Origin of the sequence: Phenylobacterium sp. (assembly GCF_037968635.1) — a bacterium.
GTDB lineage: Bacteria > Pseudomonadota > Alphaproteobacteria > Caulobacterales > Caulobacteraceae > Phenylobacterium.
The window spans coordinates 17,637-40,847 of the sequence record NZ_JBBKVV010000107.1; the positions used below are offsets into that span (position 1 = coordinate 17,637).

At 69.2% G+C, this 23,211-nt stretch carries 26 protein-coding genes; 12 read left to right on the top strand and 14 right to left on the bottom strand.

From position 1 onward, the window contains the following. Positions 1–14: 14 nt before the first annotated feature. From AAC997_RS12920 to AAC997_RS12950, 7 genes are all read right to left on the bottom strand, one after another. Positions 15–767: a helix-turn-helix transcriptional regulator gene (locus tag AAC997_RS12920; protein WP_340646108.1), complete on the bottom strand. Its 753-nt coding sequence runs from the start codon at positions 765–767 to the stop codon at positions 15–17. After that, positions 764–1,141 (bottom strand): VOC family protein, encoded by a 378-nt coding sequence (locus AAC997_RS12925; RefSeq protein WP_340646109.1) that lies wholly within the window; start codon positions 1,139–1,141, stop codon positions 764–766. The genes AAC997_RS12920 and AAC997_RS12925 overlap by 4 nt, the downstream gene beginning before the upstream one ends. Positions 1,142–1,464: 323 nt before the next feature. Further along, positions 1,465–1,896 (bottom strand): response regulator, encoded by a 432-nt coding sequence (locus AAC997_RS12930; protein WP_340646110.1) that lies wholly within the window; start codon positions 1,894–1,896, stop codon positions 1,465–1,467. 14 nt (positions 1,897–1,910) lie between these two features. Further along, on the bottom strand, positions 1,911–2,999 hold the full coding sequence (locus AAC997_RS12935; protein ID WP_340646111.1) for a sensor histidine kinase: 1,089 nt from the start codon (positions 2,997–2,999) through the stop codon (positions 1,911–1,913). Between the two features lie 108 nt (positions 3,000–3,107). Further along, the gene (locus tag AAC997_RS12940; protein WP_340646112.1) at positions 3,108–3,557 is read right to left on the bottom strand and encodes a GNAT family N-acetyltransferase; all 450 of its coding nucleotides are present in this window, start codon (positions 3,555–3,557) and stop codon (positions 3,108–3,110) included. A 49-nt stretch (positions 3,558–3,606) separates the two neighbouring features. Continuing rightward, positions 3,607–4,371: an SDR family oxidoreductase gene (locus tag AAC997_RS12945; protein WP_340646113.1), complete on the bottom strand. Its 765-nt coding sequence runs from the start codon at positions 4,369–4,371 to the stop codon at positions 3,607–3,609. Positions 4,372–4,478: 107 nt separating this feature from the next. Next, positions 4,479–4,748, bottom strand: a complete 270-nt coding sequence (locus tag AAC997_RS12950) for a BrnA antitoxin family protein (RefSeq protein ID WP_340646114.1) — start codon at positions 4,746–4,748, stop codon at positions 4,479–4,481. 156 nt (positions 4,749–4,904) lie between these two features. Here AAC997_RS12950 and AAC997_RS12955 point away from each other — a divergent pair, with 156 nt between their 5' ends. Further along, a complete protein-coding gene (locus tag AAC997_RS12955; RefSeq protein ID WP_340646115.1) occupies positions 4,905–5,285 on the top strand; it encodes a VOC family protein in 381 nt (126 codons plus the stop codon). Between the two features lie 175 nt (positions 5,286–5,460). On the opposite strand, the gene AAC997_RS12960 is transcribed toward AAC997_RS12955, so the two are convergent. Together AAC997_RS12960 and AAC997_RS12965 are read right to left on the bottom strand one after the other, a co-directional pair. Further along, on the bottom strand, positions 5,461–5,874 hold the full coding sequence (locus tag AAC997_RS12960; protein WP_340646116.1) for a GNAT family N-acetyltransferase: 414 nt from the start codon (positions 5,872–5,874) through the stop codon (positions 5,461–5,463). Beyond that, positions 5,874–6,206, bottom strand: coding sequence for a hypothetical protein (locus AAC997_RS12965; protein ID WP_340646117.1), 333 nt, complete (start codon positions 6,204–6,206; stop codon positions 5,874–5,876). Before AAC997_RS12965 ends, AAC997_RS12960 begins: the two co-directional genes overlap by 1 nt. Positions 6,207–6,285: 79 nt before the next feature. Between AAC997_RS12965 and AAC997_RS12970 the strand changes: the two genes are divergently transcribed. The 3 genes from AAC997_RS12970 (at position 6,286) to AAC997_RS12980 (ending at position 8,895) form a co-directional block, all read left to right on the top strand. Next, a complete protein-coding gene (locus tag AAC997_RS12970) occupies positions 6,286–6,954 on the top strand; it encodes a spermidine synthase (protein ID WP_340646118.1) in 669 nt (222 codons plus the stop codon). Between the two features lie 524 nt (positions 6,955–7,478). Continuing rightward, complete coding sequence (locus tag AAC997_RS12975; protein ID WP_340646119.1) at positions 7,479–7,808, top strand: UrcA family protein; 330 nt, start codon at positions 7,479–7,481, stop codon at positions 7,806–7,808. Positions 7,809–7,929: 121 nt separating this feature from the next. Further along, complete coding sequence (locus tag AAC997_RS12980) at positions 7,930–8,895, top strand: alpha/beta hydrolase (protein WP_340646120.1); 966 nt, start codon at positions 7,930–7,932, stop codon at positions 8,893–8,895. Here the strand turns inward: AAC997_RS12980 and AAC997_RS12985 are convergent. The 3 genes from AAC997_RS12985 to AAC997_RS12995 all read right to left on the bottom strand — a co-directional run bounded on the left by AAC997_RS12985 (position 8,892) and on the right by AAC997_RS12995 (position 11,697). Continuing rightward, complete coding sequence (locus tag AAC997_RS12985; protein ID WP_340646121.1) at positions 8,892–10,088, bottom strand: M20 family metallopeptidase; 1,197 nt, start codon at positions 10,086–10,088, stop codon at positions 8,892–8,894. The genes AAC997_RS12980 and AAC997_RS12985 overlap by 4 nt on opposite strands. Positions 10,089–10,144: 56 nt before the next feature. Continuing rightward, positions 10,145–10,741 carry a biliverdin-producing heme oxygenase gene (locus tag AAC997_RS12990; RefSeq protein ID WP_340646122.1) on the bottom strand — a complete coding sequence of 199 codons (597 nt, stop codon included), beginning with the start codon at positions 10,739–10,741 and terminating at the stop codon, positions 10,145–10,147. A 77-nt stretch (positions 10,742–10,818) separates the two neighbouring features. Beyond that, entirely contained in the window at positions 10,819–11,697 is an 879-nt protein-coding gene (locus tag AAC997_RS12995) for a LysR substrate-binding domain-containing protein (protein WP_340646123.1), read from the bottom strand. A 93-nt stretch (positions 11,698–11,790) separates the two neighbouring features. Here AAC997_RS12995 and AAC997_RS13000 point away from each other — a divergent pair, with 93 nt between their 5' ends. Then, on the top strand, positions 11,791–12,402 hold the full coding sequence (locus AAC997_RS13000; RefSeq protein ID WP_340646124.1) for a pyridoxamine 5'-phosphate oxidase family protein: 612 nt from the start codon (positions 11,791–11,793) through the stop codon (positions 12,400–12,402). A gap of 213 nt (positions 12,403–12,615) precedes the next feature. Here AAC997_RS13000 and AAC997_RS13005 read toward each other — a convergent pair whose 3' ends face one another. Continuing rightward, positions 12,616–13,518, bottom strand: a complete 903-nt coding sequence (locus AAC997_RS13005; RefSeq protein WP_340646125.1) for an aminoglycoside phosphotransferase family protein — start codon at positions 13,516–13,518, stop codon at positions 12,616–12,618. 211 nt (positions 13,519–13,729) lie between these two features. Between AAC997_RS13005 and AAC997_RS13010 the strand changes: the two genes are divergently transcribed. After that, positions 13,730–14,815 carry a 3-deoxy-7-phosphoheptulonate synthase gene (locus tag AAC997_RS13010; protein ID WP_340646126.1) on the top strand — a complete coding sequence of 362 codons (1,086 nt, stop codon included), beginning with the start codon at positions 13,730–13,732 and terminating at the stop codon, positions 14,813–14,815. Between the two features lie 263 nt (positions 14,816–15,078). On the opposite strand, the gene AAC997_RS13015 is transcribed toward AAC997_RS13010, so the two are convergent. Beyond that, positions 15,079–15,831, bottom strand: a complete 753-nt coding sequence (locus AAC997_RS13015; protein WP_340646127.1) for an extensin family protein — start codon at positions 15,829–15,831, stop codon at positions 15,079–15,081. 121 nt (positions 15,832–15,952) lie between these two features. On the opposite strand from AAC997_RS13015, the gene AAC997_RS13020 reads away from it, so the two are divergent. The 6 genes from AAC997_RS13020 to AAC997_RS13045 form a co-directional block, all read left to right on the top strand. Continuing rightward, the gene (locus AAC997_RS13020; protein WP_340646133.1) at positions 15,953–17,428 is read left to right on the top strand and encodes a M20 family peptidase; all 1,476 of its coding nucleotides are present in this window, start codon (positions 15,953–15,955) and stop codon (positions 17,426–17,428) included. Between the two features lie 120 nt (positions 17,429–17,548). Beyond that, positions 17,549–18,160, top strand: a complete 612-nt coding sequence (locus AAC997_RS13025) for an ATP-dependent Clp protease proteolytic subunit (RefSeq protein WP_340646128.1) — start codon at positions 17,549–17,551, stop codon at positions 18,158–18,160. Between the two features lie 2 nt (positions 18,161–18,162). Beyond that, entirely contained in the window at positions 18,163–19,752 is a 1,590-nt protein-coding gene (locus AAC997_RS13030) for an alpha-amylase family glycosyl hydrolase (RefSeq protein WP_340646129.1), read from the top strand. Between the two features lie 17 nt (positions 19,753–19,769). Beyond that, on the top strand, positions 19,770–20,876 hold the full coding sequence (locus AAC997_RS13035) for an aromatic ring-hydroxylating dioxygenase subunit alpha (RefSeq protein WP_340646130.1): 1,107 nt from the start codon (positions 19,770–19,772) through the stop codon (positions 20,874–20,876). A 55-nt stretch (positions 20,877–20,931) separates the two neighbouring features. After that, complete coding sequence (locus AAC997_RS13040) at positions 20,932–22,164, top strand: hypothetical protein (RefSeq protein WP_340646131.1); 1,233 nt, start codon at positions 20,932–20,934, stop codon at positions 22,162–22,164. After that, positions 22,161–23,211, top strand: a 1,051-nt coding sequence (locus AAC997_RS13045) for a DUF2272 domain-containing protein (protein WP_340646132.1), incomplete at its 3' end; no start/stop codon positions are given. The genes AAC997_RS13040 and AAC997_RS13045, both read left to right, overlap by 4 nt.

The following is a 23,211-nucleotide window of genomic DNA, read 5'->3' on the forward strand; positions in this document are numbered from 1 at the left end:
CGATCAGCCCGCGATCAGCGCGCGGGTGACGGCCGATAGCGCCCAGGGGTGACGCCGAACTGGCGGCGGAAGGCGGTGATGAAGGCCGAGGGGCTGTCATAGCCGCAGTCCAGCGCCGCACCCGTCACCGAGGTTCCCGCGCACAGGGCGGCCACGGCGTGGATCATCCGGGCCTTCTGGCGCCAGGCGTCGAGGGAGAGGCCGGTCTCGCGGGGGAAGATCCGCTGCAGGGTGCGCAGGGAGGCGCCGGCGGCCCGCGCCAGGCCGGGCAGGTCGGTGCGGTCGTCGGGTGACGCCTGGACCTGTTCGGCGAGCGCCAGGGCGCGGGGGTCGATCGGCAGGGGCAGGGCCAGGTCCTCGCGCGGCGCGGCGGCGATCAGGTCCGCCAGCACCCCGGCCAGCCGCCCATGCTCCGGCACGGCCGGGTCCAGCATCCCGACCGACAGGATGTGCAGCACCAGCTCGCGCAGCAGCGGCCCCACCTCCAGAACGCAGGCCTCGTCCGGCAGGGGCCGGGCGATCTGCGGCGCGACATAGAGGGTGCGCATCGCCACCGCCCCGGCCATGCGGATCGAGTGGGGACGCAGGGGCGGCAGCCAGACGGCGCGGGTGGCCGGCGCCAGCCAGGATCGGCCCTCCGTGGTCACCCGCATCACGCCCGAGCGGCCATGGACCAGCTGGCCCCAGGGATGGTCGTGGTCGGCGATGACCATGCCGTCGGGATAGGTCGAGGCCAGCGACCGCACCAGGAACCCGTCTCCGCTCATGGAAAGACGCCGGGATCGTACTGCATGGCGCCGACGATATTGCCCTCCGGGTCCTGGAAATAGATCAGGTCGCCGACCCCTTCGATGCGGACCCGGGGCATGAGCACCTTGCAACCCGCGGCCTCGACGGCGGCCAGGGTGGCGGCGATGTCATCGACCGCGAAGGTGGTCTCCAGAGCGTTTGTCTTCACCCCCGGCGTCAGGTCGCGGCGGCCCTGCAGGGCGCCCATCACGCCCTCGCCCGCATCGCGGGTCTGGTAGAAGTCGGGCGGCCCCCAGGGGGTGAAGCTCCAGCCGAAGACGGCCTCGTAGAAGGCCTTGGCGCGGGGGACGTCGTCGGCGTTGATGGCGAAGTGGCGCAGGCGTGCGGTCATGGGAGCCTCCCTGTTTGTGGAGGGCAGGATGACTCCGAACGGCGTGGCGCGCTTGCGGGATTATGACGAAGAGTGTCGCCGACGCGCCAGCGGTCTCCGGGGTCGGGACTCAATTGGAGTCGCCGTTCCTTCTCCCCTTGCGGGAGAAGGTGGCCCTGCGGAGCAGGGTCGGATGAGGGGTTTATCAGCCTCTCAGGTTGAGAAGGTCAGGCTATCTGCGGATTGGGGAGTGTGACCCCTCATCCGACCGGTCTCCGACCGGCCACCTTCTCCCGCAAGGGGAGAAGGACCTAAATCGCGTATCACGAGTTGAGTCTGACCCCTCAGGCCACCTCGGGCAGGTCCTCGTCGAAGACTTCCAGGTCCTTGGGGCGAGGCTGGGAGCCGTCGCCGGACAGCCGGGCCAGGAGGTAGCCGACGGCCGCGATCATGTCGTCGACGCTGTAGGGCTTGGCGAGCGACCCCACCGCCACCGAGCGGGCGGCGACGGCCCGGTTGGGCTGGCCGCTGATGAACAGAACCGGGATTCCCATGTCCTTGAGGTCGACGGCGAGCGCGATGCCGTCATTGCGGCCGTAGAGCTTGATGTTGACCAGGGCGAGGTCGGGCTTGCGTTCACGGGCGGCGGCCAGGGCCTCCTCCGGGCGGCTGGTCAGGTCCATGACCTGATAGCCGGCCTCCTCGAAGCCCGCATGGAGCGACAGGGCCGCGAGGATCTCGTCCTCGACGATCAGCAGGGTGGGGGGCGTGGTCATGGCGGCGGTGTCCTTCAAAGGCCCGCGGCGGCCCGGCCGGCGGCGGGCTCATCAGCCTCCTCGTCGTCGACCAGGGCGATCTGGGTGTGGGTGATGGTGATGCGGGTCCCGGGATGGGCCGGGCCGGTCTCCACGGCGGCGTCCAGCTGGGTGGCGAGCGCCTGGACGATGCTGGTCCCCAGGCCGGTGCGGATCAGGCTGGGCTGGGCCGGCATGCCGACCCCGTCGTCGGTGACCGAGAGGCTCCAGTTGGGACCGCGCACCTGGCAGTCCACGACGATCCTGCCATGACGGCCGTCCGGGAAGGCGTGCTTGAGCGCATTGATCACCAGCTCGGTGACGATCAGACCCAGGCTGACGGAGGTGTGCGCCCCGACCATGCCGCCGTCCCCGGTGACGATCAGCGAGATCTGGTCGGGGTCGGCGATCATCGAGGCGGCGATGCTGTCGCAGAGGCTGACGAAATAGGTCTGGAGCTCAATCTCCTCCTCGGTGGACTGGCTGAGCTGGCGTTCCAGGGCGGCCACCGACATGACCCGGTTGTGGGCGTCCTTCAGGTGGCCGCGGGTCTCCTCCGACCGGGTCTTGCGGGCGTTCTGCAGGAGGACGCTGGCGATGATCTGCAGGCTGTTGGCGACCCGGTGGCGGACCTCGGACAGCAGGACCAGGCTCTGGGCCAGGGCGTCATCCTTGCGCTTGTGGTCGGAGCGGGACTGGGTGAGGTCGGTCACCGACACCAGCAGGCGCGGGTTGTCCAGGTCCAGATAGGCCAGCGGCTGGGCGTGGATGACCAGGCTGCGGGGCGGATGGCCCGGCCGCTGGAGAACCAGCTCATGGGCGTCGATCGGGGCGGCGCCCGAGGCTGTGGCGGCCAGCAGGGACAGCAGGCGCGGCCTGTCCCATTCCCCCGCGCCGAGGCCCGACAGCGGACCGCCGGCGGCCGCCTCCACATCGATCTCGAAGACCTCGCCGAAGGCCCGGCTGGCGGCGACGATGTTGAGATCGCCGTCCAGCAGCAGCAGCGGGCCTGGCGAGGCGGTGACGACGGCCAGGGTCAGGCTCAGCGCGGCCTGTTCGGTGGAATGCGGGGTCTGGGCCGCCATCGGGCGCCCTTCAAAACAACTGGAGACTCGCGAAACGAGAGCCGTACCCAGACAGAATATCACGGAGATCTTCGCCCTGAAGCGGGCGGATTATGTCGGATATAACACTCAAGCTGTGGATTTGTTGCATGCCATCCGCCGATAGAAGACGTCCACGCCCTCGCGGCCCACCTCTTCAAAGCCGAAGCGGGCGTAGAAGCGGTTGGCGGGGCTTTCCCGCAGGACGGTGAGGCGGACCTCCCGGCCCGCCGCGTCGGCTTCCGCCAGCAGGGCGGCCAGGACGGCGGCGCCCAGGCCCGCGCCCTGGTAGGCGGGGTCGAGGTAGAAGTGCTCGATCTCCCGGGCCTGCTCACGGGGGACGAAGGCGACGCAGCCGGCCAGGGCGTCGCCGACATGGATCAGGCGGGTGTGCTCGGGGCGGAAGCTGTCGACGAACCGGGCCCGGGCGCGCTGCGGCGTGAAGCGGCCCACGCGCTCCAGGCTGTCGCGCAGGGCGGCGATCCGCAGGGCGACGAGGGTTTCGAGGTCAGCGGCCGAGGCGGGATGGAAGCTGAACACTAGATCCTCCCCCAGGCCGCAGGCCGATGTGGGGGAGGAATTGGGGTGATCAGGACGTCGAGCCGCCGTCGATGACCACGGTCTGGCCGGTCATCCAGGAGCCGGCCTTGGAGGACAGGAAGACCGCGGCGCCGGCGATGTCGTCGGGCTCGCCCAGGCGGCGCAGGGGGGTGCCGGAGCTGGCGCGGGCCTCGCCGGCCGGGGTGTCCCACAGCGCCTTGGCGAAGTCGGTCTTCACCAGGCCCGGCGCGATGCAGTTGACCCGGATATTGTGGGGCGACAGCTCCTGGGCGAGGTTGCGGGCCAGCTGCATGTCGGCGGCCTTGGAGATGGCGTAGGCGCCGATCACCGAGGTGCCGCGCAGGCCGCCAATGGACGAGATGATGACGATGGCCCCGTCCTTGTTGGCCTTCATCTCCTCGGACGTCATGTTGATCAGCCAGTTGTTGGCGATGATGTTGTTCTCGAGGATCTTGCGGAAGGCGTCGTCGGGGATGCCGCTCATCGGCCCGTAATAGGGGTTGGACGCGGCGTTGCAGACCACGATGTCGATCTTGCCGAAGGCCTTGCGGGTCTCGTCCACCAGGCGCTGCAGATCGTCTTTCGAGGAGATGTTGGCGGGGACGGCGATGGCGGCGCCCGGGTGCTTGGCGTTGATCTGCGCGGCCACCTCTTCGCAGGGCCCGGCCTTGCGCGAGGAGATGGTGACCTTGGCGCCGTGCTCGGCCATGCGCTGGGCGATGGCCTTGCCGATCCCCCGCGAGGACCCGGTGATGACAGCGACCTTGCCGGTCAGATCGAACAGCTCACCCATGAGCGCAGCTCCCTTAAAACGTTTGTTTGGTTTCGCGCATTTGCGGGAGAGGGCGACGTTGCGTCAAGGGTTCGGGGGTTGGGTATGGTCCGACCGCTAGCGCGGCGCTAAACGGCCTTGCGTAGAATCTCGTTGATCCGGCTCTGCCAGCCCGGCCCCGACTCCCGCAGGCGGTCGATGAGATCGCTGTCGAGGCGGAGGGTGATCTGACGCTTGGGATTGTCGAGCTTGGGGCGGCCGCGCTTGGTGAGCGTCCCCTGGGCGGGACGCAGGATGCGGTCGCCGTCCTTCAACTCCGCGCGCGCGAAGACGTCGTTGGTCAGTTCGGGCGCGTCATCGGGATCAGTCCAGATGGGCGTTTTCTTGTTCCCTGACATTTCGCGTCCTTGGCGGTGGCCTGCGGCCCACCGACATTTACTGTAACTACAGAAATTCTGGAGCGTGAGCGCAATCCCTGATCGACAAGGGCCGTTGTCAGGCACGCACCCCGCGCCCTAGAAACACTCCCAGCAACACACCAACGGGAGAGCGCCATGTTTTCGCATATCATGATCGGGACCAACGACGTCGAGCGGTCCAAGACCTTCTATGACGCGGTGCTGGGGACGCTCGGCGTGCCGGCGGGGAATATCGACGGCGGGCGCCGCGTGTTCTACCGGACCAAGACCGGGGTGTTCTCGGTGACCAAGCCCATCGACGGCGAGCCGGCCTCGGCGCCCAATGGCGGGACCATCGGGTTTGCCTGTGAGTCCGCCGAACAGGCCGACGCCTGGCATGCGGCGGGTGTGGCCAATGGCGGCACGGCCATCGAAGAGCCGCCCGGCGAGCGCGAGGGTTCGGGCCTGTACCTGGCCTATCTGCGCGATCCGGACGGGAACAAGATCTGCGGGCTGTATCGGATGCCGCGGGCTTAAGACCTTCGGTCCCTTCTCCCCTTGCGGGAGAAGGTGGCCGGTCGGAGACCGGTCGGATGAGGGGTCGCTCTCCCCTCTCCGCGCACCTCGAAACCCCCCAACCCGAGAGGCTTATCAACCCTCATCCGACCCTGCTCCGCAGGGCCACCTTCTCCCGCAAGGGGAGAAGGACCCTTCAGTCGAAGTCGAACATGACGTCGTCGGGGTTGGGGCGGACGCCGCCGGCGCTGGCGTAGAGGGCCATGGCGGCGTCGTTGTCGGCGTTGGTGAAGACGAACATCTCGTCCCAGCGGCCGGTGGCGCCCAGGTCGCTCAGGGCGGCGAGCATGGCCTTGGCCAGGCCCCGGCGCTGGTAGGCCTCGTCGACATCCACCGAGTAGATGAAGAAGCTGGTGGCCTCGAAGCGGCGCAGGACGTGGCCGTAGATGAAGCCGACGGGCGCGCCGTCCTCGATGGCCACGACATTGACCAGGTCGGGATCGGCCAGGTGACGGGACGCGGCCTCACGGCCGATCGGGCCCTCGTCGGAGAGGTCGACGGCGGCGATCAGCAGGGCCTCGTCGCCCGCGCCCAGGATGCGGATATCCATCAGCGGAACGCGAAGCTGAGCTTGGCGCCGAGGAACCGGCCCTGGCTGTCGAAGCCGTGGGCCGAGCCGATGGCCTCGTTGGCGCGGGGCTGCAGGCCGCAGAGGAAGCCGAGAGAGGCCGTGGCGGTCCCAGAGAAGCTGTGGTCCACCGACGTCTTGGCGATCCCGGCTTGGCGCAGAGCGTTGGCCTGGGCGATCTCCGGGGCGATGGAGACGCGGGGCGCAGGCGCGGCGAACACCGCGGTGGTCAGACTGGTCAGGGCGTGGGCGGCGCCGGCCAGGCTGGCAAGACTGGAGAGAGCGGCGGCGGCGGTGAGCAGCAGGCGGGTCATGGCGGGCTCCTTGGGCGTCTATCAGATCAGTTCGCGCGGCGGCTGGCGAGGTTACGTGTCCAGGGGCTAGAAGGACGCCATGATCCCCTGGGAACACCTCGACACCGCCACCGTGCCTGATGAGGGGGGCGAGCTGCGGCTGATGCGGCGGGGCGCCGAATATTCGATCATGGCCGGGTCCATCGAGCTGATGAACAGCCGGCTGAGCGGGTCGGAGGCGGCGCTGGCCACCCTGGTGATCGCGCGGGTGGGGCCCGCCGCGCGGCTGCTGATCGGCGGCTATGGCATGGGCTTCACCCTGCGGGCGGCGCTGGGGGCGCTCGGGCCATCGGCGAAGGTGGTGGTGGGGGAACTGGTCCCGCAGGTGGTGGACTGGGCCCGCGGGCCGATGGCGCATCTGTCGGCCGGTTGCCTGGAAGACCCCCGGGTGCGGGTCGTGCTGGGGGATGTTGGGCTGGCGATCGGCGCCGGCGCCAAGGCCTATGACGCCATCCTGCTGGACGTGGACAACGGGCCCGAGGGGCTGAGCCGCAAGGGCAATGACGCGCTGTATGACCGCCGGGGGCTGGCGGCGGCGCGGGCGGCGCTGGCGCCCAAGGGCGTGCTGGCGGTGTGGTCCTCGGCGCCGAGCGAGGCCTTCACCAAGCGGCTGAGGTCGGCGGGGTTTTCCGTCGACGTGGTCCCGGTCCGCGCCGGCGGCGGCAAGCGCGGCGCGCGGCATGTGATCTGGCTGGCGGTGAATCCGTAACGGCGCTTCCTTCTCCCCTTGCGGGGTCGAGAGCGGCGTTTCGCCAAATCGTTGGCGAACCGCATAGCCGGGCTTGAGTAGCCCGGCTCGCTCTCGACGGTGGCCCTGCGGCGCAGGGTCGGATGAGGGGTCGAAAGGCCTATCGGCATAACCCACTACGTCATCCCGGCCGCAGCGACGCGGAGAGCCGGGACCCAGGGGCCGCAATCAATCCCCCTGGGTCCCGGGTCTCCCCTGCGGGTCGCCCGGGATGACGGATACTATTCTGAGAGGGACGCGCGACCCCTCATCCGTCAGCTTCGCTGACACCTTCTCCCGCAAGGGGAGAAGGAGGCGCCGCACCCCAAACATTACACCCCCGTTAAGTACTGTTACTCGGCTGTCATGTATGTACGTTCGGTAACTCCCTTAAATCTCTGTCATTACCTGGTATTCACAAGACTTCCCAAGTCGACCCTCGTATCTCGAAGTCATCGGCGGCGTGTCGCCGCCCACCACATCGAAGACCTTAGAGGGACCACCCCATGTTCAAGCTGACCCAGACCGTTTCCGGCATCGCTTCCCTGGCCCTGGCCGCCATTCCGATGCTGGCCCTGACCACCGCGGCCCACGCCGCACCGATGAGCCTGAAGGTCGGCGACCTTTCCACCGCCGCCGGCGTGGCGGCCTTCGAGCAAAGCCTGGACAGGCTGGCCACCAGCGTCTGCGCCGCCCAGACCCCCGCCACCGGGACCCGCCTGGTCAAGATGCAGGGCTGCATCGAGGCGGTCCGCGCCGAGGCGATGGACAAGCTCTCCGAGCGCCAGCGCAGCCAGATCGCCGCCTACGGCCGCTCGGAACTCGCCGCCCGCTAGGACGTCTCTTCCTCCCCAGTCGGGGACGCCCAGCCGAAAAGCCCGCCCACCCCGGCGGGCTTTTTTGCGTTTGGCGGCCCCGGCGGCATGGGCCTAGCCTGCCCGCTCAGGAGAACAGCCCATGCCCGAGTTTCGCACGATCGACCTGCCCGACCTTTCGCTGCGGGTCGCCATGGAGGGCCAGGGGCCGCTGGTGGTCCTGGTCCACGGCTTTCCGGAGAGCTGGTACAGCTGGCGCCACCAGATGGGGCCGATCGCGGACGCCGGCTTCACCGCCTGCGCCATCGACGTGCGCGGCTATGGCGGCTCGGCCAAGCCCGCCGACATTGCAGCCTATGACATGGAACACATGGTGGGCGACGTGGCCGCCCTGATCGAGCATCTGACGCCGGGCGAGAAGGCGGTGCTGGTGGGCCACGACTGGGGGGCGCCCATCGTCTGGCACTCGGCCCTGATCCGGCCCGACAGGGTGCGCGCGGTGGCCGGCCTGTCGGTGCCCTATACGGGCATCCCCAAGACCAGCTTCATGGAGCTGGTGGACAAGGTGTTCACCAGCCGGGGCAAGTTCTTCTACCAGGCCTGGTTCCAGAACGTGGGGCCGGCCGAGGCCGAGCTGGAAGCCGACCCGCGCATGAGCCTCCGCAAGTTCTACTACGCCATCAGCGGCGACGCCCCGGACGGGACCTGGCCCAACGACAAGGTCCACGGCCAGAGCCTGCTCGACGGACTGGTGGACCCCGATCCCTTCCCCGCCTGGCTGAGCGACGCCGACCTGGACTATTACGCGAGCGAATTCGCGGGGTCGGGGTTCTTCGGGCCGGTCAGCCGCTACCGCAACCACCAGCGGGACTTCGAGTATCTGAGCACGTTCGAGGGTCGGAAGATCGAGCAGCCCAGCCTGTTCATCGGCGGCGAGCGCGACCTGGTGCTCTCCATGCTGGGGCGCGGCAACTTGCTGGAGATCATGGGCGAGCAGATGACCGACCTGCGCGGCGCCGACATCCTGGAGGGCTGCGGCCACTGGACCCAGCAGGAGCGCCCCGCCGAGGTGAACGCCCGGCTGATTCCCTGGCTGAAGGGGCTCTAGCGGGCGCTCGCCAGATATTGCTCGGCGATGGCGGCGTGCAGGGCCACACCGTGGGCCATGGCGTCCTCGTCCATGACCATGCGGTTGGAATGGCACGAGTGGGCGTGGGCGGGCTTTACGTCCGTCGGAGCGACGCCGAGGAAGACCATGCAGCCGGGCAGGCGTTGGAGGACGTAGGACCAGTCCTCGGCCCCCATCACCGGGCTTGGCATGTCGCGATAGCCCTTTTCGCCCAGCAGAGCGGTGGTGACGCCCTTCACCCGCTCGACGAAGGCGGCGTTGTTGACGGTGACGGGGTAGCCGGCGGTGATCTCCACCGTCCCCTCCATCTCGTGGGCCTCGGCGATCTTGGTGACGATGCGGCGAATGCCCTCGTGGGCCTTGGCGCGGGAGCGTTCGGAGAAGGAGCGCAGGGTGCCCAGCATGTGGGCGCTCTCGGGGATGACGTTGTGGGTGGTGCCGGCCTCGATCTTGGCGATGGTCAGGACCACCGGATCGAAGGCGTCGATGCGCCGGGCCACCAAAGCCTGCAGCGCCATGACCATCTCGGCGGCCACCGGGATCGGGTCGCGGGCCAGGTGGGGGGTGGAGGCGTGGCCGCCCTGGCCCTTGATGGAGATGGCGATCTGATCGGGGGCGGCCATGAAGGCGCCGGGCTTGGAGGCGATGACGCCCGACGGAATATTGGGGCTGATGTGGATGGCGAAGGCTGCGGTGGGGGCAGGCGCCAGGTCCAGCAGGCCGTCCTCGATCATGTGACGGGCGCCGAAGTCGCCCTCCTCGCCCGGCTGGAACATGAACTTCACGGTGCCGGCCAAACGGTCACGGTGGGCGTGCATCAGGTGGACGGCGGAGACCAGCATGGCGGTGTGGGCGTCGTGACCGCAGGCGTGCATGGCGCCGGGCGTCCGCGACTTGAACGGCACGTCGGTGTCCTCGTCCATCGGCAGGGCGTCCATGTCGCCGCGCAGCAGGATGGTGGCGCCGGCCGGGTCGCCCTTCAGGGTGACGATCAGGCCGGAGTTGGAGGTCCCCTGGACGATGTCGACATCCAGGCCCTGCAGGGCCGATCTCACCGCCGCAGTGGTGCGGGGCAGGTCCAGGCCAAGCTCCGGGTGCTGGTGGATATCGCGCCGGAAAGCGACGGTCTTGGATTGCAGGGCGCGGGCGTCTTCCAGCCAGGGGGTGGTCATGGGCGATCCTCCTGGCGGCAGGCTGTCACAGACGGCGCCGGCACGCACCCTCGATGTCAGGCCGAGGTGGTGGCCGGCGCAACGGGAAGGGCCGAGGCGGTGTCGCACAGCCAGCGCTCGGCCTGGACAAAGCCGGTCACCGCGCCGCGCACCATGTCGTCGCCGGCCTTTTCCGAGACCGAGCCCTCACGCTCCAGGATCAGCACGAACTTGCGCCAGCGCTCACCGGTCTCCGCGCCATAGGGGTCGAGGAAGGACAGGCCCCTCATATTCATGCCCCGTGCGGTGACCTGGCGGGCCACGGCCTTGGCGCTCTGGGTCATGGTCTCCAGGACATAGAGGCGGCCCATGGCCTCAGCGGCGTTGGAGGGGGTGGCGATGCGGCGCCCCGACTGAGTCTGCCCGCCGAGGACGGCCAGGTCGCTGGCCAGTTCCACCGACCGGCGGCGGCCGGCATAGCCGAGGCCGACGATGCCCGAGAGCAGCGGGGCCATCACCCCTTCGGCCCCAAGGTGCAGGGCCTGGAAGCGCTCCACCAGCCGGCGGCGTTCGTCCGGGATGGCGATGCGCTCGATCAGGTCAAGCCGAGTTTCCAGACGCAGTTGCGCTTCGGAGGTGGCGGCGCGCAGCCGGGCCAGGACAGTTTCGACCATGACGTTTTCCAAGATATCAGCGCACCCTTGGCTACGACTAGCCGAGGCCCGGGGGCTGTCGATCGCCGAAACGACCGTCAACCGCCGGCAAGCGCCGTCGCCAGCCAATCGATGAAAAGGCTGGCCGAGGCCGACTGGTATCTGTCTCCCGACGGAATAGCCACCAAGCCTTGCCCGAAAACCACGAAGCCGCAGGGCGCGCGCAGCCGTCCGTCGGCCAGTTCGGCGCTGATCAGCCGGCGCTCCACCAAGGCGACGCCGAGGCCGGTGATGGCCGCCTCGATGCAGAGATGGGTGTGGGGGAAGCTCAGCTCGGTCGCGCCGCTCACTCTGCGGCCGGTGGCGGCGGCCCACTGGTCCCAGGCGCTGGAGGTGAAGTCGTGGTCGATGCGGCAGGGCACGGCGATCTCCGCGCCCAGCACCTCGTCGAAGGGGTAGCCCGGCGCGCAGACCGGGCCGAAGGCCACCGGCGCCAGGGGGATGGCGCGGGCCCGGTCGGCGGCGGGGAAGCCCTTCCAGTCCCAGGCGATCACCAGGTCGGCGCCCTCGTCGCGCATCTCGCGGGCCGAGGTCATGGAGAGGCGGACCCGGACCTCCGGGTGGCCCCTGTAGAAATCGGCCAGTCGCGGGGCAAGCCAGCGGGTGGCGAAGGTGGCGCTGCAGGCGACGTGGACGCCAGGACCGCGGGCCTCGTCGCGCGCCCGGCGCCAGCCCTGCTCCAGGCGGTCGAGAGCCTCGGCGACCACGGCGTGCAGGGCCTGGCCCTGAGCATTGAGGCGCAGGCCCGCGCCGGCCTTGTCGAACAGGGGCGCCCCCAGATGGTCCTGCAGCCCGCGGATCTGGCGGCTGACGGCCCCGTGGGTGCGGCCAAGCTCCTCGGCGGCGCGGGTCACCGACCCCAGGCGAGCGGTGGCGTCGAAGGCCCGCAGGGCCGAGAGGGGCGGAAGCTGGCGCATCTGTGAGAATTTCTCACCGAAGACGGCCGACTAGTCAATTTTGTTGGCGGAATTCCTGGGTCATGGTGACGATCTGGTGATGAAAGCTCACATATGACCGCCCTGACCACGATCGAAGACCTGGAAGCGATCTACGGCCTGCCCGGCCCCTCCTCCACCTTGAAGGAGCTGGATCACCTGAATGGAGAATACGCCGCGGTGATCACCGCCTCGCCCTTCGCCGCCCTGGCGACGGTCGGGCCGGAGGGGCTGGACTGCTCGCCGCGCGGCGACGCCGGCCAGGTGGTGCGGATCGCCGATGCGCGGACCTTGCTGATGCCCGACCGGCGGGGAAACAACCGGGCCGACTCGCTGCGGAACATCGTGCGCGACCCGCGCGTGGCGTTGCTGTTCCTGATCCCCGGGTCGGGCTCGACCTTGCGCGTGAACGGCCGGGCGGAGCTGCGGACGGACAAGAGTTTGCTGGAGGCTTTCCACATGGAGGGAAAGCCGCCGCGCTGCGTGATCGTGATCGCCATCGACACCGTCTTCTTCCAGTGCGCGCGGGCGGTCATCCGGGCGGATCTTTGGAATCCGGAGAAGCATGTGGATCCGGCGCGGTTGCCCAGCGCCGGACAGATGCTGAGCGCGGCGAGCGCCGGGGTTCAGGGCGGAGCCGACTACGACGCCGAATGGCCCGCCCGGGCGGCGGCGAGCATGTGGTGACGAGAACGGTGTCGACTACGTCGATCCCCCTCCGACATCCGGCTTCGCCGGCTGCCACCTCCCCCACATCGCGCTGACGCGCTGGGGGAGGATCTTGAGACGGCGCCGACCTAAGATCCTCCCCCAGGCTCGTCGCGCCGATGTGGGGGAGGTGGATCGGCGCGCCAGCGACGAGACGGAGGGGGATGGCCGTAGGCCACACAACCCCCGCCCTCAGTCGCCCGCCTCCAGCATCGCGAAGGTCTTCACCCCCATGGCCAGGAGGCGCGGGTCATTGACGCGGCCGGAGTCGGCCAGCACCACGGCGTAGTTCACCGCCCACCCGGCGGCCCGCGCCCAGGTGGCGTCGCTGGCGCCGTAGGCGGCCATGGCGGCGTGGCGCGCGGCGATGTCCGGCAGCAGCATCCAGAGGCTGGAGAGGTCGGTGGCGCGATCGCCGCGGCACATGTCGCCCCAGTCGATGACGGCGGTCAGGCGGCCGTCCTGCGACAGCACATTGCGGGCGTGGGGGTCGCCGTGCAGCCAGGTCGCCTCGACGTCGATGGGGGTGACCAGCGCGCGCTCCCAGACCTCACGGATACGCGGGGTTATAAAACCCGTCTCCGCCGCCAGCCGGGCGATGCGGGGCGTGAGATAGTCCAGCCGGTCGGCCAGCGGCACGCCGCGATGGGCGTTGCGCGGCGCCTCGGCGGGCGCCGGCTGGTGCAGAGCCTTGAGGAACCCGGCCAGCACCGGTGCCTGGTCGGCGCGCAAAGGGTCGAGATCCACCGGACCGCCGGGCATCCAGGGCAGGATGCTCCAGGGCCAGGGATAGCCCTCGCCGGGGACGCCCAGCCTCAGGGGTGCGGGGATCGGCAGGGGCAGGCGCGGCAGGGTCGGCAACCATCGTTGCTCGTTGGCGATCAGTTCCACGCCGGCCAGCCGACGGGGCAGACGCACGGCCATGTCGTCGCCAAGACGGAACATGTCGTTGTCCCAGCCGGAGGCCACAAGGGTGATGGGCAGGTGGGCGAGGTCGGGATGCTGGGCGGCCAGCAGGCTGCGGGCCAGGGCCTCGCCGATCTCGATCTCGGCGGGGGGGACGCCGACGGTGGTGGTGCGGAGGGGGGCGCTCACCGGGGTGACTCCGTGGAAAAGCTGGTGTATCGCGGTTTCTGTCATGACCCGCACCGCCGCCCAAGCCTGGTATTTTAGCTTTCCGACGCCTCTGGCGGAGGAAGGTCTTGGCTTGACGTGACAGCGTCCTAGACAAGCACCCACCCACCGCCAGTCACCCTGGCGGTTTTTTTATGCCCGCCACGGTGACCTCCCCGACCCGGAGATCCCCATGTCCAGCACCGACGACCTTCGCATCACCAGCCTTACCGAGCTCAGCCCGCCGTCCCAGGTGATGGCCGAGTTCGCCCGCACGCCCTCGGCCAGCGTGACGGTGACCGCCGCCCGCCACGCCCTGCACGCCATCCTGCACGGCCAGGACGACCGGCTGGCGGTGGTGATCGGCCCCTGCTCCATCCACGACCCGGAGGCCGCCATGGACTATGCGGGCCGCCTGCTGAAGCAGCGCCAGCGCTTCGGCGGCGAGCTGGAAATCCTGATGCGCGTCTATTTCGAAAAGCCCCGGACCACGGTCGGGTGGAAGGGGCTGATCAACGATCCCTATCTGGACGGCACGTTCCGCATCAATGAGGGCCTGCGCCTGGCCCGCGGCCTGTTGCTGGACATCAACGACATGGGGCTGCCGGCGGCGGTGGAGTTCCTGGACGTGATCACGCCCCAGTATGTGGCCGACCTGGTGGGTTGGGGCGCGATCGGGGCGCGGACCACTGAGAGCCAGGTGCACCGCGAGATGGCCTCGGGCCTCTCCTGCCCGGTGGGTTTCAAGAACGGCACCGGCGGCGACGTGAAGATCGCCGTCGACGCCTGCAAGGCCGCAAGCGCGCCGCACCATTTCCTGGCGGTGAGCAAGGACGGCCGCTCCTCCATCGCCGCCACTACCGGCAACGAGGACTGCCACGTGGTGCTGCGGGGTGGGACCACCACCAACTATGACGCCGCCAGCGTGGCGGCGGCGGCGGCCGTGATCGAGAAATCGGGCCTGCGCGCGTCGATCATGATCGACGCCAGCCACGCGAACTCGTCCAAGGACCCCGCCAACCAGCCCAAGGTGATGGATGAGGTCGCCCGGCAACTGGCGGGCGGCGAGCAGCGTATCGTGGGCGTGATGGTGGAGAGCCACATCGAGGCGGGCCGCCAGGACCTCGTGGCCGGCCAGCCCCTCGTCTATGGCCAGAGCATCACCGACGGCTGCATCGACTGGGACACCTCGGTGGCGGTGCTGGAACGGCTGGCCGAGGGGGTGCGGGCCCGGCGGCGGGTTGTGGCTCAAGGGGTGAAGGAAGGGGCGATGGCCTGATGATGCTCCCCTCCTGGGGGAGCTGTCAGCGAAGCTGACTGAGGGGGACTTTGACTCTTGTTTTGAGCTCGAAGGTGTCGCCTACGGCGATCCCCCTCCGTCCCGCGTCCGCGACGCGGTCCACCTCCCCCACATCGCGCTGCCGCGCTGGGGGAGGATCTCAGGTCAGCGCCTCTGATTCGGACTCGGTTCGTTCACCCTCAGTTCCATCTGTTAACCATGGTGAATTTTGTGTTAATTCTGGCTTTGTTCCGCGAGCGGAATTACCGGCAGAGCGCCCCGCCGCCCATGTCCAGGTGCAGGTGGTTGGCGTGGGCGGCGTTGTAGTCGGGCGAGAGCACGGTGATGAAGACGCGGCAGCCGCCGTCGCGGATGCGGCGCAGGAAGCGGCCCTTCGGCCCGGGATCGCTCCAGTCCTTCAGCACGCTGATGGTCTCACCGTTGGCCAGGCGGAAACCGGCGACGTCCAGGGCGTTGGCGCTGGCGTGCTCGCTGATCGGACCCTCGGCCTGGCCGTAGATGCGGCGGCAGGCGTAGGAGCCGTAGTTGTCGATGGCCACCACAGCCTCCCCCAGCACCTCGAAGGCGGCGGGCTGCACCACCTGGCGTTCCCAGATGGAGACGGCGAGCGCCTCCTTGCAGGTCATGGAGACGTCGGCGGGCTTGAACGGCGCCATGCCGCCGGTGAAGCGCAGGGCGTCGCGCACCTGGCACATGCCGTCGGCGGAGACCTCCTGCACCTCCTTGAAGGAGATGCCCCCCTGGGTGAGCACCGCGCGGCAGGCGGCGGCGTCCTCGCCGGTGCGGGCGGCCTTGGCCTTGGTGGCCACGCCGACGGGATCGATGACGCTGAGCGTCTTCCAGGGCAGGTGCTGGGCCGGGATGCTGCGTTCGGCCAGCAGGGCCATGATCCCGACGATGCCCCAGATCAGCACCAGGCCGACCACGCGGGCCATCAGGGTCTGGTGGCGGGCATGCTTTTCGATGTGGGGATGACGGGGCGCGCGGTAGGCCATGGGGTGACTAACGGCGAAGCTTGATCATGGTTTCCTCGGTCTGGCGGCAAGCAGCCTAGCACACCCCTTTCCTCACCTTGCGAGAAGCGCCTAGGGTCGAAAATCACTTGGGGGCGGGATGATGAAAACCTTGGCGAGGATCGGCCTGGGCGTGGGCGGGGCCGCGGTCCTGCTGGTGGGTGTGATCGCGGTGCGCACCGCGACCTTCAAGGCGCCGGCGGCGGCCGATCTCTCCAGCGTGAAGCTGGCGCCGGCGGTGACCGTGGACCGGGCCATGGCCGCCCAGCACCTGTCCCAGGCCATCCAGATCCGGACCATCAGCCACCAGGACAGGGCCGATGACCAGCCCGCCGAATGGGACCGGCTGCACGCCTGGCTGCAGGCCACCTACCCCGCCGCCCACGCGGCCATGAGCCGGGAGGTCGTGGCCGGCCACACCCTGATCTACACCTGGAAAGGGTCCGATCCCGCCCTGCCGCCCATCGTGCTGATGGCCCACCAGGACGTGGTGCCGGTGACGCCCGGCACCGAGGCCGACTGGAAACACCCGCCCTTCGCCGGCGTGATCGCGCAGGGCGCGGTCTGGGGCCGGGGCGCGGTGGACGACAAGGGGTCACTGGTCACCCTGTTCGAGGGCGCCGAGATCCTGGCCAGGCAGGGCTTCGCGCCGCGCCGGACGGTGATGATCATCTCCAGCCACGACGAGGAGGTGCGCGGCGAGGGGGCCCGGGCCGCGGCGGCCTGGATGAAGACCAAGGGAATCCGCGCCGAGTTCGTGCTGGACGAGGGCCAGGCGGTGATCTCCGACAACCCGATCACCGGCGGGCCGGTGGCGCTGATCGGCCTGGCCGAGAAGGGCTACGCCACCCTGAAGATCACCGCCCGCGCCCCCGGCGGGCACTCCTCGGCGCCGCCCAAGGACGGGGGTGGGGTGGTGACGCTCTCCAAGGCCGTCACCGCCATCGCCGAGCGACCCTTCCCGATGAAATTTTCGGGCCCCGGCGCGGCCATGCTCACCAGCCTGGCGCCCAGCGGGCCCCTGCCGATCCGGATGGCGGTGGCCAACAGTTGGTTGTTCCGCCCGCTGCTCGTGGCCCAGACCGCCTCGACCCCGGCGGGCGCGGCCCTGCTGCACACCACCATCGCGCCCACCATGCTGAAGGGCAGCCCCAAGGAGAACGTGCTGCCGCAGGACGCGACGGCCTGGATCAACTATCGCATCGCGCCCGGAGACAGCTCGGCCAAGGTGATGGCCCAGGCCAGGGCGGCGGTCGGCGATCTGCCCGTGGACCTGACCTGGGTGAAGACCCCCGACGAGCCGTCGCCGGTGTCGTCGACCCGGTCGCTCGGCTGGAAGACCATCGCCGCGGTGGCGGGCGACCTGGCCAAGGCGCCCGTCGCGCCGGGCCTGGTGACCGCCGGCACCGACAGCCGCTACCTGGCCGGCGTGGCCAACGACGTCTATCGCTTCCAGCCGATGACCTTTTCGCTGGCCGACACGACGATGATCCACGGCACCAACGAGCACCTGTCGCTGGCCAACCTGGAGCAGTGCGTGCAGTTCTACGCCCGCCTGATCGCGACGGCGGCGCGGTAGCCCGCGACGACACGTCCGCCGGTTTCGCCCAATAAAACAGCCGATCTTAACCCTGCAGACCTTGCGATCCGCTGCGGCGCAACGCACGTTCCGTCCAACTCGAGACCTGGAGACGACTTGATGCGCAATTGGCGGTTGGACGAAGACGACGAGGGCGAAGACGGCGCCCGCAAGCCCGACATGCCGATGACGGCGGGCCCGGTGCAGAACGGGCTCTACAAGTCCCGCACGGTGCTGATTTTCGGCGAGATCGACATGCGGCTGGCCGAGCGGGTCACCGCCCAGCTCCTGGCCCTGTCCAACGACAGCGACGCCGACATCCGGGTGATCGTCAATTCCCCCGGCGGCCACGTCGAGAGCGGCGACACCATCCACGACATGATCACCTTCTGCGGCCCCAAGGTGAAGATGATCGGCACCGGCTGGGTCGCCAGCGCCGGCGCCCACATCTATCTGGGCGCGCCGAAGGAAAACCGGATGTGCCTGCCCAACACCCGCTTCCTGCTGCACCAGCCCTCGGGCGGGGTGCGCGGCCAGGCCTCGGACATCGAGATCGAGGCCGAGGAAATCGTGAAGATGCGGGAGCGGGTCAACCGCATGATCGCGCGCGAGACCGGCCAGCCCTATGACAAGGTGGTCAAGGACACGATCCGGAACTTCTGGATGGGCGCCGAGAAGGCCAAGGAATACGGCATCGTCTCGCGCATCATCAGCCGCGCCGACGAGGCCTGAGGATGTCGGCCGCGCCCTGGTGGAAGGGCGCGGTCGTCTATCACATCTATGTCCGGAGTTTCTTTGACTCCGACGGCGACGGCCACGGCGACCTTGCAGGCGTCACGGCCAAGCTGGACTACATCGCCGACCTGGGGGTCGACGCCATCTGGCTGTCGCCGATCCACCCCTCGCCCAACCGCGACTGGGGCTATGACGTCTCCGACTTCGAGGGCGTGCATCCCGACTACGGATCGATGGCCGACCTCGAGGCCCTGGTGGACGCCGCCCACGGGCGCGGCCTGAAGGTGATGCTGGACGAGGTGCTGTCCCATACCTCCGACGAGCACGCCTGGTTCGCGGCCAGCCGCGACGGCGGGGCGCAGGGGGAGAAGGCGTCCTGGTACGTCTGGGCCGATCCGGCCGACGACGGCACCGCGCCCAACAACTGGCTCTCGGTGTTCGGCGGCCCGGCTTGGGCCTATCAGCCGGCGCGCCGGCAGCACTATCACCACAAGTTCCTGCGCCAGCAGCCCAAGCTGAACTGGCGCAACCCCGACGCCAAGGAAGCCGCCATCAGCGTGCTGGACTTCTGGCTGGCCAAGGGGATCGACGGCTTCCGCCTGGATGTGGCCGGCACCTTCCTGCACGACGACACCCTGACCGATAATCCCGCCGTGCCAGCATCCGACCGCACCCGCCACCACTGGGCCCACGCCAGCGAGATGCAGGTTCACCTGAATGACTCGAACCTGCCGGAAAACATCCCGCTGCTGGACGAGATCCGCACCCGGGTGGACCGCCATGGCGACCGCTTCGTGTTCGGGGAGTTCTCGGAGGAGGAGGAGCGCTGCGGCGCCTATTGCACGCCGGAAGACGGCCTGCACTCGGCCTATACCTTCGTGCTGCTGCATGCCCGCAAGCTGAACCCGCAGATCTTCCGCGACCACTTCGAGACCCTGGCGCGCCATCCCGGGCACTGGCCCTGCATCTCCTTCTGCAACCACGACATCATGCGCACCGCCACCCGGTTCGGCGGCGGCGAGGCGATCGCGCGGCTGATGCTGGCCCTGCTGCTGTCGTTGAAGGGTACGACGCTGCTGTATCAAGGCGAGGAGCTGGGCTTGCCGCAGGCCCAGAGCCTGACGCGCACGGAAATCCGCGATCCGGTGGGCGACCTCTACTGGCCGATCTCCAAGGGCCGCGACGGCTCGCGCACGCCGATGCCGTGGACGCCGGGCGCGAACCTCGGCTTCTCCAGCGCCAAGCCCTGGCTGCCCAGCGCGCCGGAGCACCGTGACCTGACGGTGGCGGCCCAGGCGGCGGACCCCAATTCGACCCTGGCCTTCTCCAAGGCCCTGATCGCCCTGCGCAAGAGCTCGGCGGCCCTGACGCGGGGCGACATCACCATGCTGCCGGCGACGGGCCAGGTGCTGGCCTTCACCCGGACCGAAGGCGACGAGACGATCGTTTGCGTCTTCAACATGGGCGAGGCGGCGGCGAGTTTCGGGACCGGTGGCGATCTGCTGGCCGTGTCGGCGGGCGATGTCACCCGCGCGGACGGCAAGCTCCGGCTCGGGTCGTACGCCGCAGCCTTCATACGTGTCGCATGATCGGCTAGAAGGCTCGCATGGCCGACGGTGACACCAAGCCCGCGAAAGCTCCTGCCGCCGACAACCGGTTCGGGCGCGGGTTCCTGGGCGATATCTGGTATTTCGCGGCGCTCTCCAGCGACCTGAAGCCCGGCAAGCTGGCCCGCTATGAGCTGCTGGGCGAACCGGTGCTGATATATCGCGACCGCAAGGGCGCGGTGCACGCCATGAAGGACATCTGTCCGCATCGGGCCGCGCCACTTTCCGCAGGGATTTTGACCACCGAGGCCGATGGCCGCGAGGTGGTGGCCTGCCCCTATCACGGCTGGCGGTTCGGGGCGGACGGCGCCTGCACCGCGATCCCGTCCCTGGTGGCCGAGCAGGCGATGGACACCAGCCGCATCCGCGTACGCCGCTATCCGGCCGCCGAGAGCCAGGGTCTGGTCTTCGTCTGGGTGAGCTCCGATCCGCGCTTCGACGGTGAGCCCGGCGAGCCGCCGCCAGTGTTCGAGGGCGTGGTGGGCGGCGCGCCAAAGCTGGTGGATCGCATGGTGTTCGACGCCCATATCGACCACGCGGTGGTGGGGCTGATGGATCCGGCCCACGGCCCCTATGTTCACCAGCAGTGGTGGTGGCGCTCGGCCAAGAGCCAGCACGACAAGGCCAAGAAATTCGAGCCCCGCGAGCAGGGCTTCGCCATGGTCCGCCACGAGCCGTCGAAGAACAGCCGCGCCTACGCCATCCTGGGCGGTGAGCCGCTGACCGAGATCACCTTCCGCATCCCCGGCCTGCGCTGGGAGCATGTCACCGTCGGCAAGCGCCAGGTGCTGTCGCTGACCTGCCTGACCCCGGTCAACGAGACCCAGACCAAGATCACCCAGATCGTCTGGTCCGATCACCCGGCCTTCTTCTTCCTCAAGCCCTTCGTGGCCTGGGGCGCGCGGATCTTCCTGCGCCAGGACGGCGACATGGTGAACCTGCAGAACGAGGGCCTGCGCTACGATCCGTCCCTGCTGTGGATCGATGACGCCGACCGCCAGGCCAAGTGGTATCAGCAGCTGAAACGCGAATGGACCGCCAGCCGCAAGGAGGGCCGCACCTTCCGAAATCCCGTCGAGGCCGCCGTCCTGAAATGGCGAAGCTGAGGCGTTGACCTAACTACGTTCGCGCGCGACGCTCCACCCTTGGGGGTTGAGTGTCATGGCGTGGAACCGCTCCGCACACCTGATCATCGGACTGGGCGCCTGGCTGGCCTGCGCCATGCCGGCCGCCGCCGGCGTGCTGATCCGCGCGCCGGCCTATGTGAACCTCAGCGCCCAGGCGCGGACCTGGCGGCTGACGGACTCCAACTGGGGCTTCGTCAGCCCCTTGTCCCAGGCCGTCGCGCGCGAGCTGGAGTCCTGCAAGAAGGTCGATCCCTCGGTCGCCGCGCCGCTGCAGATGTCTCCCAACCGGCTGGACAGGGCCTCTGCCGAGGCGCTGGCCGCCCTCCGTAGCTGCCGCAAGCGCTGGTTCGAGAAGACCACGCCCGTCGGAGCCGCCGACGAAAAGCTGTGGGCCAAGATCATGGATCAGCCCCTGCCCTCGCCCCTGGACCGCGCAAAGGTGATCGCCTTCGGCGCCGCGCCGCTGACGCCGGACTATGACCGCACCCTGTGGGACTGGGACCGGGGCTCGGGATTCACCAGCGCCGATCCGGCGGCGATCTTCAGCTGGGGCCCGTACAAGTCCACGGCGGGCCATGGCTGCACCTTCCAGCGGGTGCTGACCGTGCTGACCGCGGGCGCCGTCACCGGGCCGATGGTGCGCGAGGCCTTCGCCGAGGAAGGTCCGCTGCTGGACCAACTGACCGACCAGTCAAGGCCCGAGTGGTGCGCCGGCGCGGCGGACATTCTCAAGCCCGTGTTCGAAGACTCCGAACGCCGGGAAAACTTCCGGATCATCTTCGCCAGGCTGGCGGGCCATCCGGAGATTCGCGCCGGCTATGACGGCTATTTCCTGGGGCCGAACGGTTATCTGGGCCGTCGCATCGCCAGGCACTACGACCTCTATGCGCGGGCGGGCCTGAAACCCACCAAGATGGACTTCGCCTACTTCCTCGACCGGTCCCTGGACTATCCGCCCCTGACCGAGGCGCAGATCGCCGACCTGGCGGCCACGGTGCGCGCCGGCCAGATGACCAACTGGCAGGCGCGGCGGCTGATCGCCAACGTCACCCCCTTCTCCTCGCCCGGCGCGCGCAGCTACCAGATCGGCCGCGACGCGGTCCACTTCATCGACGCGGTCGGCCAGGAGGGCCTGGACGAGGTGGAGCGCACCTCCTGGATCAAGAACAGCCGGCTGAAAGCCTCCGACGTCGGCCTGACCGATGAGGCCTACGTTCCGCCCTGCGACGTGGTCTTCCTGCCCGGCTGCCCGGGAGGCCAGCCATGAGGGCCTTGATGCTCGCCGGAGCCCTGGCCACCAGTGTGGTGGCCGCCCCGCCCCCGGCCCGGGCGGCGGGCTATGTCATCGACCGCATCCAGTTGAAGGCGGCCTGCGTCTCGGCCGCCGCCAAGCCGCCGCCGCCGATCGGAACCGAGATCGCCCGCGTCGCCACCGACCAGTGGGCCAAGTTCGGCTACGGCCGGGTCAAGGAGACCGCCGCCGACGCGGTGATCGAGAAACAGGGCGACGGGGCGCTGGCCGGTTCGCTCTCCTGGGACGCCGTCTGGCAATTCTGGGCCTTCACCGGCTACGACAGCATGCTGACCTTCCCTTACGAGGTGGTGATCAAGAGCGGCAATCCGCAGATCCTGAAGGCCAACAGCAAGTCCAACATCGACGCCGCCAACGCCAAGTTCGGGGCCGGCACGACCTCGGCCCGGGCCATCGCCGGGGCCATCAAACGCTCCAGCACCTCGTCGCTGCCGTGGTCGGCGGTGTTCGTATCTTCGGTGATGAAACGGGCGGGCCTGACGAGCGACCAGTTCCGCCCGGCCGCGGCCCATGCGGGCTACATCCAGGCCGCCATCGACGGCTATGGCTTCAAGCGCGCCGCCTATGCCTACCTGCCCTGCGATCCCAGCTGGATCGCGCCACGGGTCGGCGACGTGATCTGCTATTCGCGCAACGCCAGCCCGGTGCGGTCCTTCCCGCAGGTCCTGGCCGGGGTTGAGAACGCATCGGCCAGCAAGGGGGCCTACTCCTACGAGAGCCATTGCGACGTCGTCAGTCAGGTGGCCCTGGCGCCCAAGCGCGTCGTCCATTCCATCGGCGGCAATGTCGGCGACACGGTCACCAAGACGGAGCGAGCACTCTCCGGCGGTCCGATCACCACCGGGCGGCCCATCGCCTGGATCGCGGTGCTGGTGCTCAAGCCCGACCCGACTGTCGCGCCGCCGGCGCCTGTGCCTCCGAGCCCGCCGCCGCCGCCGCCGCCGCCGCCCGTATCTCCTGTTCCGCCGGCTCCCGCGACGCCGGAACCCGCGCCGCCAGCTC

Excerpts from the sequence above, each read along its gene's own strand:
- AAC997_RS12995 (WP_340646123.1), bottom strand. The coding sequence starts at position 11,697 with ATGCGCCAGCTTCCGCCCCTCTCGGCCCTGCGGGCCTTCGACGCCACC.
- AAC997_RS12920 (WP_340646108.1), bottom strand. The coding sequence starts at position 767 with ATGAGCGGAGACGGGTTCCTGGTGCGGTCGCTGGCCTCGACCTATCCC.
- AAC997_RS12930 (WP_340646110.1), bottom strand. The coding sequence starts at position 1,896 with ATGACCACGCCCCCCACCCTGCTGATCGTCGAGGACGAGATCCTCGCG.
- AAC997_RS13020 (WP_340646133.1), top strand. The coding sequence starts at position 15,953 with ATGAAAACCTTGGCGAGGATCGGCCTGGGCGTGGGCGGGGCCGCGGTC.
- AAC997_RS12955 (WP_340646115.1), top strand. The coding sequence starts at position 4,905 with ATGTTTTCGCATATCATGATCGGGACCAACGACGTCGAGCGGTCCAAG.
- AAC997_RS12960 (WP_340646116.1), bottom strand. The coding sequence starts at position 5,874 with ATGGATATCCGCATCCTGGGCGCGGGCGACGAGGCCCTGCTGATCGCC.
- AAC997_RS12990 (WP_340646122.1), bottom strand. The coding sequence starts at position 10,741 with ATGGTCGAAACTGTCCTGGCCCGGCTGCGCGCCGCCACCTCCGAAGCG.
- AAC997_RS12965 (WP_340646117.1), bottom strand. The coding sequence starts at position 6,206 with ATGACCCGCCTGCTGCTCACCGCCGCCGCCGCTCTCTCCAGTCTTGCC.
- AAC997_RS12925 (WP_340646109.1), bottom strand. The coding sequence starts at position 1,141 with ATGACCGCACGCCTGCGCCACTTCGCCATCAACGCCGACGACGTCCCC.
- AAC997_RS13000 (WP_340646124.1), top strand. The coding sequence starts at position 11,791 with ATGACCGCCCTGACCACGATCGAAGACCTGGAAGCGATCTACGGCCTG.
- AAC997_RS12950 (WP_340646114.1), bottom strand. The coding sequence starts at position 4,748 with ATGTCAGGGAACAAGAAAACGCCCATCTGGACTGATCCCGATGACGCG.
- AAC997_RS12945 (WP_340646113.1), bottom strand. The coding sequence starts at position 4,371 with ATGGGTGAGCTGTTCGATCTGACCGGCAAGGTCGCTGTCATCACCGGG.
- AAC997_RS12985 (WP_340646121.1), bottom strand. The coding sequence starts at position 10,088 with ATGACCACCCCCTGGCTGGAAGACGCCCGCGCCCTGCAATCCAAGACC.
- AAC997_RS13025 (WP_340646128.1), top strand. The coding sequence starts at position 17,549 with ATGCGCAATTGGCGGTTGGACGAAGACGACGAGGGCGAAGACGGCGCC.
- AAC997_RS12975 (WP_340646119.1), top strand. The coding sequence starts at position 7,479 with ATGTTCAAGCTGACCCAGACCGTTTCCGGCATCGCTTCCCTGGCCCTG.
- AAC997_RS12935 (WP_340646111.1), bottom strand. The coding sequence starts at position 2,999 with ATGGCGGCCCAGACCCCGCATTCCACCGAACAGGCCGCGCTGAGCCTG.
- AAC997_RS13010 (WP_340646126.1), top strand. The coding sequence starts at position 13,730 with ATGTCCAGCACCGACGACCTTCGCATCACCAGCCTTACCGAGCTCAGC.
- AAC997_RS12970 (WP_340646118.1), top strand. The coding sequence starts at position 6,286 with ATGATCCCCTGGGAACACCTCGACACCGCCACCGTGCCTGATGAGGGG.
- AAC997_RS13015 (WP_340646127.1), bottom strand. The coding sequence starts at position 15,831 with ATGGCCTACCGCGCGCCCCGTCATCCCCACATCGAAAAGCATGCCCGC.
- AAC997_RS13040 (WP_340646131.1), top strand. The coding sequence starts at position 20,932 with ATGGCGTGGAACCGCTCCGCACACCTGATCATCGGACTGGGCGCCTGG.
- AAC997_RS13035 (WP_340646130.1), top strand. The coding sequence starts at position 19,770 with ATGGCCGACGGTGACACCAAGCCCGCGAAAGCTCCTGCCGCCGACAAC.
- AAC997_RS12980 (WP_340646120.1), top strand. The coding sequence starts at position 7,930 with ATGCCCGAGTTTCGCACGATCGACCTGCCCGACCTTTCGCTGCGGGTC.
- AAC997_RS13030 (WP_340646129.1), top strand. The coding sequence starts at position 18,163 with ATGTCGGCCGCGCCCTGGTGGAAGGGCGCGGTCGTCTATCACATCTAT.